The sequence below is a fragment of the Bacteroides sp. ET71 genome (assembly GCF_023336905.1).
GTDB lineage: Bacteria > Bacteroidota > Bacteroidia > Bacteroidales > Bacteroidaceae > Bacteroides.
In genome coordinates this window covers 54,477-67,457 of sequence record NZ_JAMBLS010000018.1, presented here as the reverse complement: position 1 = coordinate 67,457, position 12,981 = coordinate 54,477, and the positions used below count along the sequence as shown (strand labels likewise).

Below are 12,981 nucleotides of genomic sequence, written 5' to 3'. Positions count from 1 at the left end.
ATATATAATCTGTGGTCATCTGTCATATCTGTGTCATCTGCGTGCCATATTCCATGTTTCCGCGCGTTTCCCCCGCCTCAATCCTTCGACTGGTACATCTTCGCGCGCATGGCCTTGATGTGGTCGGACGTGATGTAATCGTCATACTCCATCATCTTGTCAATGATGCCGTTGGGCGTCAGTTCGATGATGCGGTTGGCCACCGTCTGGATGAACTCGTGGTCGTGCGAGGCAAAAAGGATGTTCCCCTTATAAATCTTCAAATTGTTGTTGAAAGCCTGAATGGACTCCAAATCCAGGTGATTGGTAGGCGTATCCAAGATGAGGCAGTTGGCATTGCGCAACTGCATACGGGCTATCATGCAACGCATCTTCTCGCCTCCTGACAAGACACTGGCCTTCTTCAGCACCTCTTCGCCGGAAAACAACATGCGGCCCAGGAAACTCTTCATGTAGACCTCGTTGCCCTCGCCAAACTGGCTGAGCCACTCCACCAGGTTCAAGTCGGTGTTGAAGAACGACGTATTGTCCAGCGGCAGGTAAGCCGTGGTGATGGTCACCCCCCAATTGTAATGCCCGGCGTCCGGCTTCATGTTCCCGTTGATAATTTCAAACAAATCAGTCATGGCACGGGGGTCATGCGAGAGGAAGACAATCTTGTCGCCCTTCTCCACATTGAAATTGACATCGCGGAACAGCACCGTGCCGTCGTCCAGCGTCTTCGTCAACCCGGACACTTCCAATATTTGGTTGCCCGGCTCACGCTCGGGAGTAAAGATGATGCCGGGATACTTGCGCGACGAAGGCTTGATTTCGTCCACCGTCAGCTTCTCCAGCATCTTCTTACGGCTGGTGGTCTGCTTGCTCTTGGCCACATTGGCGCTGAACCGGCGGATAAACTCCTCCAGCTCCTTGCGCTTCTCCTCCACCTTCGCCTTCTGGTTCTGCTGCTGGCGCAATGCCAACTGGCTCGACTCGTACCAGAAACTGTAATTGCCGGCAAACAGATTGATTTTGCCGTAGTCAATATCCACCGTATGCGTGCAGACCGAATCGAGGAAATGGCGGTCGTGGCTGACCACCAGCACCGTATGTTCAAAATTGGCCAGATACTCCTCCAGCCACGTCACTGTCTCCATGTCCAAGTCATTGGTAGGCTCGTCCAGCAACAAGTTGTCCGGATTACCGAAGAGCGCCTGTGCCAACATGACGCGCACCTTCTCCTTGTTATTCAAATCACCCATCAACAAGTAATGCTTGTCCTCCTTGATGCCCAGTCCGCTCAACAAGGCAGCCGCATCGCTCTCGGCGTTCCAGCCGTCCAGTTCGGCAAACTTCTCCTCCAATTCAGACACCTTCAGCCCATCTTCGTCCGTGAAATCCTCCTTGGCATACAAAGCCTCACGCTGCTTCATGATGTCCCACAAGATGGTATGCCCCATCAGCACCGTGTCCATCACCGTGAAGGCATCCCACTTGAAGTGGTCCTGGCTCAAGACCGACAGACGCTCACCCGGCCCCAGCGTGATGCTGCCCGTTGTAGGCTCCAATTCTCCGGAGATAGTCCGCAGGAACGTAGACTTCCCAGCCCCGTTGGCACCGATGATGCCGTAGCAATTACCACTCGTAAATTTCAGATTGACATCCTTAAACAATACTCTTTTACCAAACTGTACCGATACGTTAGAAACTGTAATCATGCGCTATTATATATAATGGTTAAGGCAACCTCCGGTCGCCCTTGAAAACTCCAGCCTGCCACCCTCCCCTCTTCCGGTTCCTACCTTCTCCCTACCTCCTCCCTGTCTATACACAAGGACGAGGTAGGGAGAAGGTAGGGAGGAGAAACGACTTGGGTATATCTCGTTTCGGGCCGCAAAGTTACGAAAATTCAGCAAACAAACCACGAGAAGCCCTGCCAATGTGACATAAAAGCAGTATCTTTGCGCCGTTTTGCAAAATCCCGCCATTTTGGCAAACTTTTTGTAGAAGGATGAGAGTCTGTTTAAAAATCGCTCTCTCTGTCATGTTGAGCAAGCGCAGCGTAGTCGAAACATCTCCCTAATACTTTTCAGGTGCGTAGTGAGACCCCTCGACTGTGCTCGGGGTGACAGAGCAAATGAAAATTTAAACGACAGGCTCTGAATATTCTAATCGCGAAATAACAAAATCACAACAATATGGACAAAAAAGAAAAAACTATCAAAGAAGAGGAAGAAATAAAGGTAGAAGGCCGGAGCGAAGAAAAAGCAGCTTCGGAAGAACAACCTAAAGGACAAGAGACTCCCAAACACGAAGAAAAAGAAGAAGAATCCGAACTGCAAAAAATCCAACAGGAACTGGCAGAGCAAAAAGACAAATTCCTACGCTTGTCTGCCGAATTTGACAACTACCGCAAACGCACGATGAAAGAAAAAGCGGAGTTGATTCTGAACGGAGGAGAAAAGAGCATCACGAGCATCCTGCCGGTTGTCGACGATTTGGAACGTGCCCTGAAGAATATGGAAACAGCCACAGACGTCGAAGCCGTCAAAGAAGGAGTGCAGTTGATTTATAACAAATTCATGAACGTGCTGGGACAAAATGGCGTGAAAGTCATCGAAACCCAAGAGCAACCGCTGAACACAGACTATCACGAGGCCATCGCCGTCATCCCGGCTCCGGAAGAAGAGAAGAAAGGCAAGATTCTGGACTGCGTACAGACAGGATATACGCTGAACGACAAAGTGATACGTCATGCCAAAGTAGTGGTGGGAGAATAAGAATAATGACATAAGGAAATATGGAAAAAAGAGATTACTACGAAGTCCTGGGCGTTGCGAAAAACGCATCGGCAGATGAAATTAAAAAAGCCTACCGCAAAAAAGCCATCCAATACCACCCGGACCGCAATCCGGGGGACAAAGAAGCGGAAGAGAAATTCAAAGAAGCCGCCGAAGCCTACGACGTATTAAGCAATCCGGACAAACGTGCACGCTATGACCAATTCGGCCATGCCGGCATGAGTGGAGCCGCAGGCAACGGAGGTCCGTTCGGCGGATTCAGTGGCGGCATGTCAATGGATGACATATTCTCGATGTTCGGCGATATATTCGGAGGGCATGGTGGCTTCGGAGGTTTCGGAGGATTTGGCGGCGGAGGCGGCACGCAACAACGCCGTTTCCGAGGCTCAGACCTCCGCGTAAAAGTAAAACTGACCCTGAAAGAAATCTCTACGGGAGTAGAAAAAAAATTCAAGCTGAAAAAATACGTTCCGTGTCCCCATTGCCACGGCTCGGGAGCAGAAGGGAACAGCGGCGTAGAGACGTGTCCCACATGTAAAGGTTCCGGTTCAGTTATCCGCAACCAGCAGACCATCTTAGGCACGATGCAGACCCGCACCACATGCCCCACCTGCGGAGGCGAAGGCCATATCATAAAGAACAAATGTAAGGAATGTGGAGGCGAAGGCATCGTGTACGGCGAAGAAGTTGTAACCGTCAAAATCCCCCAAGGCGTATCCGAAGGCATGCAGCTCTCCATGAGCGGCAAAGGAAATGCCGGAAAACATAACGGCGTGCCAGGCGATTTGCTCATCCTCATAGAAGAGGAGGCCGACAAAGAGCTTATCCGCGATGAGAATGACCTGATATATAACTTACTGCTCAGCTTCCCCACGGCAGCCTTGGGCGGGACAGTGGAAATCCCGACCATCGACGGACGAGTGAAAGTAAAAATCGAACCGGGCACCCAGCCGGGCAAAGTCCTCCGCCTGCGCAACAAAGGCCTGCCCAGCGTTAACGGATACGGCACAGGCGACCTGTTGGTAAATGTCAGCATCTACGTGCCCGAAACCCTGAACAAAGACGAGAAAAAAGCTTTGGAAGAAATGGACAAGTCGGACAACTTCAAGCCGAACACTTCCATCAAAGAAAAAATCTTCCGAAAGTTCAAGACCTTGTTCGAATAATCTCTTGTAGTAGTCTCTTTTATTGGTGTACATACACATCTTGCATCTGCCATACCGGACAGGACAGACCTTCAGGAAAGAAGCCATTGTCAAACCTGCCGGGTATGGCAGATTTTTTGTTTGCCGTTACAAGAAAATCAAGCTGCTAAGGCAACAGTAACAAGGTTTCTACCCAAAGAAAAGCACAATGAACAAAAAGAAAGTTCACTGAACGCAGAAAAAAAACGCACTTTTGTTTGGTAGTTCCAAATAAAGCCGTACCTTTGCACCCCGTAAGCGAAACGATAGCAAATGCCGTTATAGCTCAGTTGGTAGAGCAACGCATTCGTAACGCGTAGGTCGCCAGTTCAAGTCTGGCTAACGGCTCTGAAAGGAGGCATGGAAACATGCCTCCTTTTCTATTTGGACGGGGCGTATGGCTTATCTGACTTGGATTCGGTAGGAGCAAAGCTATCGCACGGAAGAGCCCCGGCTACTGCGAAGGCAGGCACGCTTCACTCTTCCTGCTGATATTTCCAAGAAAGAAACGATATATCAGTGATTCTTCTTACCTTTGCCTCATGGAAAAGAAAAAGAAACGATTACTCCTCCTATTCATTGCCGCTTTGCTGCTGGCAGCAGGCATCGCGGCAGCCTCTGTTGGTTATTTGTGGTTTGCCCCACAGTTTTTCCCCCAGCACACAACTTACATTTATGTTGACAATGATGACACAGCAGACTCCGTATATAACAAGATAGAGACAACAACCGGATGCAGCCACACCGTAATTGGCAGCCTTCGATGGATGGCACGCTACCGGCACTATGACACATCCGTACATACCGGCCGCTATGCCATACGCACGGGCGAAAGCATTTATCACGTTCTCAGCCGCCTGCTACGGGGCTACCAGGAGCCCATGAACCTTGTCGTAGGAAGTGTACGTCAACTGGACAGGCTGTCACGCAACATCGGTCGACAACTGATGCTAGATTCGGCCGATGTGGCAAATCTCCTCGTCGATAGCGCTCACATAACCGTCTTGGGATACAACCGGCAGACTTTACCGGCTCTGTTCATCCCCAACACGTATGAAGTATATTGGGACATAAGCGCCGAAGAATTTCTACAACGCATGGAGAAAGAGTACGAACGGTTCTGGAACAAAGACCGCCGCGACAAGGCGCAAGCGCTGGGAATGACGCCCGTCGAAGTGGCGACACTGGCTTCTATTGTGGAAGAGGAAACCAACGACAGTCAGGAGAAACCAATCGTGGCCGGACTATACATCAATCGGCTGCACCGGGGAATGGCGCTACAAGCCGACCCCACCGTACGCTTTGCCGTGGGAGACTTTGAACGGCAACGGGTTACCCATGCAGACTTGTCCATCAATTCACCTTACAACACTTACCTGCACACCGGATTGCCTCCCGGCCCCATCCGCATTGCCACGCCTGAGGGTTTGGACGCCGTATTAAACTATGCACACCACAACTACCTGTACATGTGTGCCAAAGAAGATTTCTCGGGTCGCCATAACTTTGCCTCCAACTATTCGGAACATTTACGTAACGCACGCCGCTACCAACAAGCATTGAACGAAAGAAAGATTTTTCGCTGAAAAAGTTACGAAACATCAGCAAAAAGCGTATCTTTGCGAAGATATCGATAATTTCCAACCATGACAAACAACTAAAAAGATGAATAAACAGCTTCTATTGGGAGACGAAGCCTTGGCACAAGGAGCTTTGGATGCCGGACTGTCCGGCGTTTATGCCTATCCGGGTACTCCCTCTACCGAAATCACCGAATACATACAGGCTGCTCCCGAAGCACGCGAACGCAAAGTACACAACCGCTGGTCTGCCAACGAAAAGACTGCGATGGAAGCCGCATTGGGCATGTCTTTTGCCGGAAAACGCGCGCTGGTGTGCATGAAACATGTAGGCATGAACGTCGCAGCCGACTGTTTTGTCAATGCTGCCATTACCGGCGTACGCGGTGGCCTGATTGTAGTCGCAGCCGATGACCCGGGCATGCATTCTTCACAAAACGAACAAGACAGCCGTTTTTACGGTGACTTTGCCCTTATACCGATGTATGAACCCAGCAATCAGCAAGAAGCATACGAAATGGCATACAGAGGATTCGACTTCTCAGAGCAGACGGGCGAGCCGGTGCTGATGCGTCTCGTCACACGTTTAGCCCATTCGCGGTCAGGCGTCATTCGCCATGAGCCTCAAACAGTTCCCGCCTTGCCTGCCGTAAGCGATGCCAGCCAATTTGTCCTACTACCGGGGATTGCACGCCGTCGTTACCGTGCACTGCTGGAAAAACAAACCGAATTGCTCAAAGCATCCGAAGAATCGCCTTATAACTTGTACACAGACGGTCTGGACAAAAGCCTGGGCATCATTGCCTGTGGCATCGGTTATAATTACCTGATGGAAAACTATCCCGACGGCTGCCCTTATCCGGTATTGAAAATCGGACAATATCCCCTCCCCCGCAGACAACTGACAAAGATAGCAGCAGAATGTGACTCGCTACTGGTCATTGAAGACGGTCAACCTTTCGTGGAAAAGCAACTGAAAGGTTATCTGGGCAACGCCCTCCGTATAAAGGGCCGCATGGATGGTACTTTGCCTCCTGACGGGGAACTAAACCCGGACATTGTGGCACATGCGTTAGGCATGGACAATCAGAGCGTGTTCGACGCCTCTCCATTGGTAGAGATGCGTCCCCCCGCTTTATGTGAAGGTTGCGGACACCGTGACATGTACACCATACTGACCAAAGTCCTGCGAGAAGAATATCCGGAGCACCGTGTGTTCGGTGACATTGGCTGCTATACACTCGGAGCCGGCGCCCCCTTCCATGCCATTCACTCTTGTGTAGATATGGGCGCTTCCATCACCATGGCCAAAGGTGCTTCGGATGCTGGTATTTACCCGGCCGTAGCAGTTATCGGAGATTCAACTTTCACGCATTCCGGTATGACAGGCCTTTTGGATTGTGTCAATGAACAAGCCGACGTGACAGTCATCATATCAGACAATGAAACCACCGCCATGACCGGCGGGCAAGATTCGGCTGGCACTGGACGTTTGGAAAGTATCTGCGCCGGCATCGGAGTAGCCCCAGAACACATACGTGTTGTTGTCCCACTGAAAAAGAATTACGAAGAAATGGAGAACATACTACGAGAAGAACTGAACTACCACGGCGTATCAGTCATCATTCCAAGACGCGAGTGCATCCAGACGTTAGTCCGCAAAAAAAGAAACAACAAATAACAACGCCATGAAAAAAGACATTATATTATCGGGCGTAGGAGGACAAGGAATCCTTTCCATCGCTGCCGTCATTGGCCAAGCCGCTTTAAAAGATGGTTTATATATGAAGCAAGCCGAAGTTCACGGGATGAGCCAACGGGGTGGTGACGTACAATCCAACTTACGCATCAGTGACCGTCCCATAGCTTCCGACCTTATTCCAACAGGCAAGTGTGATCTAATCATTTCCTTGGAACCCATGGAAGCGTTGCGCTATCTACCCTACTTAAGCAAAGACGGATGGCTGGTAACCAATGCCGCTCCATTTGTCAACATCCCCAATTATCCAGCAGAAGAAGCGATACAAGCAGAGATAGACAATTTGCCTCATCACATCATGCTGGATGTGAACCAAACAGCCAAAGAAATCGGAAATTCACGCACTGCCAACATCGTATTATTGGGAGCAACAGTCCCTTTCTTGGGCATCAGTTACGAAAAAATACAAGACAGCATCCGCCACATCTTCCAACGCAAAGGAGAAAGCATTGTAGCCATGAACCTGCAAGCACTGGAAGCCGGAAAAGCCATCGCCGAGAAAATGTTATAACCAACAACAACTAAACAGCCAGAACACAACCATGAATAGTAAATATTGGGAAGAAGACATAGAGACCATGCCAAGAGAAGCGTTGCAGAATCTCCAACTGCAACGCCTTAAGAAAACCATGCACATCGCCTCCCACTCTCCTTACTACGGAAAAGTTTTCAAAGAATTAGGCATCACCGCCGATGCCCTACATTCGGTAGCAGATATACGCAAACTACCCTTCACTACCAAAGCAGATATGCGTGCCAACTATCCCTTTGGCTTAGTGGCAGGCAACATGCGAGAAGACGGCGTACGCATCCATTCCTCCAGCGGTACTACCGGAACTCCCACCGTCATCGTACATTCACAGCATGATTTGGATTCTTGGGCCAACCTCGTAGCACGTTGTTTATATATGGTAGGCATCCGCAAGACAGATGTCTTCCAAAACAGCTCAGGTTACGGCATGTTCACGGGCGGATTAGGATTTCAATATGGAGCAGAACGCCTGGGTGCATTGACAGTACCGGCAGCAGCAGGCAACAGCAAACGACAGATAAAATTCATCACAGACTTTGGCACAACCGCCCTGCATGCCATCCCAAGCTATGCCATACGCTTGGCTGAAGTATTTCAAGACGAAGGCATAAACCCCACTTCCACCACACTGCGGACCTTAATCATTGGTGCAGAACCGCACACCGAAGAACAACGCAGAAAAATAGAACGCCTATTAGGTGTCAAAGCCTACAACAGTTTCGGAATGACCGAGATGAATGGCCCCGGAGTTGGATTCGAATGTCTGGAGCAGAACGGAATGCATATCTGGGAAGACTGCTACCTGGCCGAAATCGTTGACCCGGAAAGCGGAGAACCCATGCCTGACGGAGAAATTGGTGAACTGGTACTCACTACACTCGACAGGGAAATGATGCCTTTGATACGATACCGCACACGTGACTTAACCCGCATCCTACCAGGCAAATGCCCTTGTGGACGCACTCATCGTCGCTTAGACCGAATCAAAGGACGTACCGACGATATGTTCATTATCAAAGGGGTTAACATCTTCCCCATGCAGGTAGAGAAAATTCTGGTACAATTTCCACAATTGGGCAGTAATTATTTAATTACCCTCGACACCATCCACAATCAAGATGAGATGATAATTGAAGTCGAACTCAGTGATTTAATATCAGACAACTACCTCGAATTGGAAAAAATCCGCAAAGACATTACGAGACAACTTAAAGATGAAATCCTGCTAACACCCAAACTGAAACTCGTCAACAAGGGCTCGTTGCCTCAAAACGAAGGGAAAGCCATAAGGGTAAAAGATTTGCGAGAAAAATAAGACAAAGAAAAGGGGCGGCTCTCAATTAGAAGAGCCGCCCTTTTTATAGAAAGCCGCACCGATGATGTGATGAAACTCCGAATGACATGGTTTGAGTGCTCGTCCTCTTTGTAATCCACCGACTCAAAGGTTACCCCGAAGGGCGTGGCCCGCCATTGAGAAGCGAAGCTTGTCTCGGTATTTCATATAAATTGATGAGTTTCCCGATCCAATCAATGCGGCTATTTTTTCTACAACAAAAGTAATGAGTTTATTTGAAAGAAACAAGAAAAATCGAAATATCTTTGCAATATTTCAGCTTTTATTCACATTTCCCCCGTTCTCATCCAAAAAGAAGGTGCTGACAGCAATAGCAGTCAGCACCTTCTTACAGAAATTTATTAACCAATAACCATTTATGCAACCTTCACTTTAGCCACAATAGCTTTAAATGCTTCCGGATGATTCATAGCCAAATCGGCCAAAACCTTACGATTGATTTCGATCCCTGACTTGTGCAACGCTCCCATCAACTTAGAATAAGACATTCCCTCCAGACGAGCAGCTGCATTGATTCGCTGAATCCACAGAGCACGGAAATTTCTCTTTTTGTTTTTACGATCACGGAAAGCATATGTCAGACCCTTTTCCCAAGTATTTTTGGCAACGGTCCACACATTCTTTCTTGCACCAAAATAACCTCTGGTTAATTTCAGAATTTTTTTTCTTCTTGCTCTTGAAGCAACATGATTTACTGATCTTGGCATAGTTTTACTTGTTTTTTGAATGTTAGCGCCGTTGCTTCACGCAGCGGACTTAAAGCTAATACATTCGGTTAATAACTTTAAATACTTCGAAAAACGCTTTATTTCAGCACTAAGAGTTCTTTCACTTGGCGAACGTTTGCTGCATCAACCAACGTAGAATAACACAGATTTCTTTTCTGCTTCTTAGTTTTCTTAGTCAGAATATGACTATGAAAAGCGTGCTTTCTCTTGATTTTACCCGTTCCGGTAAGAGTGAATCTTTTTTTGGCACCGGAGTTAGTCTTGATCTTTGGCATTTTACTTGTTTTTTAATTATTAAACTATATGGCAACGCACTATACCCGAGGCGTTACACATTTATCTTTCAAACTTATCATTCATCTTCTTCTACCTTGGAAAGCTCGGCTTTCTGAGTTACAGGTTTAGAAGACTTTTTAGCAACACCCTTCTTAGGCGACAACTGAATCGTCATCCGTTTACCTTCCAGCAACGGCATCTGATCAACCTTTGCATATTCCTCCAAATCATTAGCAAAACGCAACAGCAGCACTTCACCTTGTTCCTTAAACAATATGGAACGACCTTTAAAGAATACGTAAGCTCTTACCTTATCGCCATCCTCCAAAAAGCCTTTGGCATGCTTCAGTTTAAAATTATAGTCATGGTCATCTGTTTGAGGACCAAAACGTATCTCTTTCACGTTGACCTTTACCTGTTTTGCCTTCTGTTCTTTCTGACGTTTCTTCAGCTGGTAAAGAAATTTAGAGTAATCAATAATTCGGCACACAGGAGGTTGTGCATTAGGAGAAATTTCTACGAGATCCGCTTCATGTTCTTCGGCCAGTTTTAACGCTTGTGCAATCGGATATACCTTCGATTCCACTTCATCGCCCACAATGCGGACTTCTTTGGCACGGATTTGTTCATTAATCCGATGTTGCCCTTTTAAATTGTCATTCTTCATTAATACGTTTACTTCCGTTTTTCCTTTTTTTAATTACTCTTTGAGGTTACTTTTTTTAATGCAAAGGCAGTCCCTGACATTTTTATATCTTTATGCAGGGCCATGCCTTTACAATTGGGCGCAAAGTTACCATTTATTTATCATATTCTGAACTTCTTCACTTATTTTTTTAGCAAAATCTTCGATTTTTACCGTTCCCTGGTCACCCTCGCCTTGCTTACGAACAGCTATTTCACCATTCTCTGCTTCTTTTTCGCCAACAACCAACATATAAGGTATTCGTTTCAGCTCATTGTCACGGATTTTGCGACCGATTTTCTCATTGCGCTCATCCACGATGGCACGAATATCGTATTTCTTCAATACTTGTTTCACCTCATTGGCATAATCATTGAACTTCTCACTGATAGGCAAGATAGCTACCTGATCGGGGGTCAGCCACAAGGGGAACTTACCGGCCGTATGTTCAATAAGCACAGCCACAAAGCGTTCCATCGAACCGAAAGGTGCACGGTGAATCATCACAGGACGGTGTTTCTGATTATCTGCTCCTGTATATTCCAATTCAAAACGCTCAGGCAAATTGTAATCAACCTGAATAGTACCCAACTGCCAACGACGGCCAATGGCATCTTTCACCATAAAGTCCAATTTAGGCCCATAGAAAGCAGCCTCGCCATATTCAATCTTAGCCTTTAGGCCTTTTTCTGCACAAGCTTCCACGATAGCTTGCTCGGCTTTCTCCCAATTTTCGTCGCTACCGATGTATTTCTCGCGATTTTCCTTATCACGCAAAGAGATTTGAGCCTCAAAGTTTTCAAAATTCATAGAGCGGAAGACGATGGAAATAATGTCCATCACTCGCAAAAACTCTTCTTTCACCTGATCGGGACGGCAGAAGATATGGGCATCGTCTTGCGTAAAACTGCGCACACGTGTCAAGCCGTGCAACTCACCGCTCTGTTCGTAACGGCATACTGTACCAAACTCTGCTATGCGTAAAGGCAAGTCTTTGTACGAACGGGGAGAATTCTTATATATCATGCAGTGGTGCGGACAGTTCATTGGCTTCAGGAAATATTCTTCTCCCTCTTCCGGCGTATGGATAGGTTGGAATGAATCTTTCCCATATTTGGCATAGTGCCCGGAAGTGATATACAATAATTTATTGCCAATAGGCGGGCAGATCACTTCCTGATAGTCATAGCGAGCCTGAATACGACGCAAGAACTCTTGCAAACGCAAACGGACAGCCGCTCCTTTCGGAAGCCACATCGGCAAACCTTTGCCCACTGTATCCGAGAACATGAACAAATCCATCTCCTTACCAATCTTGCGATGGTCGCGTTTCTTAGCTTCCTCCAAAAGGACCAGATACTCATCCAGCATTTTTTTCTTCGGGAAAGTAATGCCGTAGATACGAGTCATCATCTTACGATCTTCCTGTCCACGCCAATAGGCTCCGGCAACAGAAGTCAGTTTAATAGCCTTGATAGGAGCCGTTGTCATCAAGTGCGGCCCACGGCATAAGTCTGTAAAAGAGCCTTGCGTATAAGTCGTAATATGACCGTCTTCCAATTCGGAAATCAGTTCACATTTATAAGTTTCTCCACGTTCGCCAAACATCTTCAAAGCATCGGCTTTTGTAATGTCTTGACGCACCACAGATTCTTTCTTGGCAGCCAGTTCCGCCATTTTCTTCTCAATAGCAGGCAGGTCTGCTTCCTTGATAGGCGTTTCGCCCGGGTCGACATCATAATAGAAGCCGTTTTCGATGGCAGGCCCTATGCCGAACTGTATGCCCGGATACAATTCCTGCAACGCCTCAGCCAACAAGTGGGCACTGGTGTGCCAGAATGTATGTTTACCTTGTTCGTCTTCCCATTTGTACAAGACTACATTAGCATCCGACATAATAGGACGCCCCAAATCATAAGTTTCACCGTTTACGCCACAAGCCAATACCTCTTGTGCCAACCGGGTGCTGATGCTTTCTGCTATCTGCAAACCCGTTACTCCTTCGTTATACTCGCGAACAGAGCCGTCAGGAAATGTAATTTTTATCATAATCAATCTTTTTCGTCTTTTTCAGCTCGCAAAAATAACTAATTATTCGCT

The 12,981-nt window shown here is 47.5% G+C and carries 11 protein-coding genes and 1 tRNA gene; 7 read left to right on the top strand and 5 right to left on the bottom strand.

The window, feature by feature from the left end; translation table 11 throughout:
• Window positions 1-77: 77 nt before the first annotated feature.
• Complete coding sequence (locus tag M3090_RS10360) at window positions 78-1,700, bottom strand: ABC-F family ATP-binding cassette domain-containing protein (protein ID WP_249055958.1); 1,623 nt, start codon at window positions 1,698-1,700, stop codon at window positions 78-80.
• Between the two features lie 480 nt (window positions 1,701-2,180).
• Between M3090_RS10360 and M3090_RS10355 the strand changes: the two genes are divergently transcribed.
• From M3090_RS10355 to M3090_RS10325, 7 genes are all read left to right on the top strand, one after another.
• A complete protein-coding gene (locus tag M3090_RS10355) occupies window positions 2,181-2,762 on the top strand; it encodes a nucleotide exchange factor GrpE (protein ID WP_249055956.1) in 582 nt (193 codons plus the stop codon).
• Between the two features lie 20 nt (window positions 2,763-2,782).
• Window positions 2,783-3,949 carry a molecular chaperone DnaJ gene (gene dnaJ, locus M3090_RS10350; protein ID WP_249055954.1) on the top strand — a complete coding sequence of 389 codons (1,167 nt, stop codon included), beginning with the start codon at window positions 2,783-2,785 and terminating at the stop codon, window positions 3,947-3,949.
• Between the two features lie 293 nt (window positions 3,950-4,242).
• Window positions 4,243-4,315 (top strand) — tRNA-Thr (locus tag M3090_RS10345).
• Between the two features lie 194 nt (window positions 4,316-4,509).
• The gene (gene mltG / locus M3090_RS10340) at window positions 4,510-5,553 is read left to right on the top strand and encodes an endolytic transglycosylase MltG (RefSeq protein ID WP_249055950.1); all 1,044 of its coding nucleotides are present in this window, start codon (window positions 4,510-4,512) and stop codon (window positions 5,551-5,553) included.
• Between the two features lie 79 nt (window positions 5,554-5,632).
• The gene (locus tag M3090_RS10335) at window positions 5,633-7,228 is read left to right on the top strand and encodes an indolepyruvate ferredoxin oxidoreductase subunit alpha (protein WP_249055948.1); all 1,596 of its coding nucleotides are present in this window, start codon (window positions 5,633-5,635) and stop codon (window positions 7,226-7,228) included.
• A 7-nt stretch (window positions 7,229-7,235) separates the two neighbouring features.
• Window positions 7,236-7,817, top strand: a complete 582-nt coding sequence (locus M3090_RS10330) for an indolepyruvate oxidoreductase subunit beta (RefSeq protein WP_249055946.1) — start codon at window positions 7,236-7,238, stop codon at window positions 7,815-7,817.
• A gap of 31 nt (window positions 7,818-7,848) precedes the next feature.
• Complete coding sequence (locus M3090_RS10325; RefSeq protein ID WP_249055944.1) at window positions 7,849-9,153, top strand: phenylacetate--CoA ligase family protein; 1,305 nt, start codon at window positions 7,849-7,851, stop codon at window positions 9,151-9,153.
• A gap of 395 nt (window positions 9,154-9,548) precedes the next feature.
• Here the strand turns inward: M3090_RS10325 and rplT are convergent, their stop codons facing one another.
• From rplT to thrS, 4 genes are all read right to left on the bottom strand, one after another.
• Window positions 9,549-9,899, bottom strand: a complete 351-nt coding sequence (gene rplT / locus M3090_RS10320; RefSeq protein ID WP_249055943.1) for a 50S ribosomal protein L20 — start codon at window positions 9,897-9,899, stop codon at window positions 9,549-9,551.
• A gap of 98 nt (window positions 9,900-9,997) precedes the next feature.
• Window positions 9,998-10,195 (bottom strand): 50S ribosomal protein L35, encoded by a 198-nt coding sequence (rpmI, locus tag M3090_RS10315; protein ID WP_249055941.1) that lies wholly within the window; start codon window positions 10,193-10,195, stop codon window positions 9,998-10,000.
• A 77-nt stretch (window positions 10,196-10,272) separates the two neighbouring features.
• Entirely contained in the window at window positions 10,273-10,863 is a 591-nt protein-coding gene (gene infC, locus M3090_RS10310; RefSeq protein ID WP_249055939.1) for a translation initiation factor IF-3, read from the bottom strand.
• 126 nt (window positions 10,864-10,989) lie between these two features.
• On the bottom strand, window positions 10,990-12,930 hold the full coding sequence (gene thrS, locus M3090_RS10305; protein ID WP_249055938.1) for a threonine--tRNA ligase: 1,941 nt from the start codon (window positions 12,928-12,930) through the stop codon (window positions 10,990-10,992).
• Between the last annotated feature and the right edge of the window lie 51 nt (window positions 12,931-12,981).

Bases quoted from the DNA above. Each gene is read 5' to 3' on its own strand.
- M3090_RS10325 (WP_249055944.1), top strand. From the start codon at position 7,849: ATGAATAGTAAATATTGGGAAGAAGACATAGAGACCATGCCAAGAGAA.
- infC (WP_249055939.1), bottom strand. From the start codon at position 10,863: ATGAAGAATGACAATTTAAAAGGGCAACATCGGATTAATGAACAAATC.
- rplT (WP_249055943.1), bottom strand. From the start codon at position 9,899: ATGCCAAGATCAGTAAATCATGTTGCTTCAAGAGCAAGAAGAAAAAAA.
- mltG (WP_249055950.1), top strand. From the start codon at position 4,510: ATGGAAAAGAAAAAGAAACGATTACTCCTCCTATTCATTGCCGCTTTG.
- rpmI (WP_249055941.1), bottom strand. From the start codon at position 10,195: ATGCCAAAGATCAAGACTAACTCCGGTGCCAAAAAAAGATTCACTCTT.
- M3090_RS10330 (WP_249055946.1), top strand. From the start codon at position 7,236: ATGAAAAAAGACATTATATTATCGGGCGTAGGAGGACAAGGAATCCTT.
- thrS (WP_249055938.1), bottom strand. From the start codon at position 12,930: ATGATAAAAATTACATTTCCTGACGGCTCTGTTCGCGAGTATAACGAA.
- M3090_RS10360 (WP_249055958.1), bottom strand. From the start codon at position 1,700: ATGATTACAGTTTCTAACGTATCGGTACAGTTTGGTAAAAGAGTATTG.
- dnaJ (WP_249055954.1), top strand. From the start codon at position 2,783: ATGGAAAAAAGAGATTACTACGAAGTCCTGGGCGTTGCGAAAAACGCA.
- M3090_RS10355 (WP_249055956.1), top strand. From the start codon at position 2,181: ATGGACAAAAAAGAAAAAACTATCAAAGAAGAGGAAGAAATAAAGGTA.
- M3090_RS10335 (WP_249055948.1), top strand. From the start codon at position 5,633: ATGAATAAACAGCTTCTATTGGGAGACGAAGCCTTGGCACAAGGAGCT.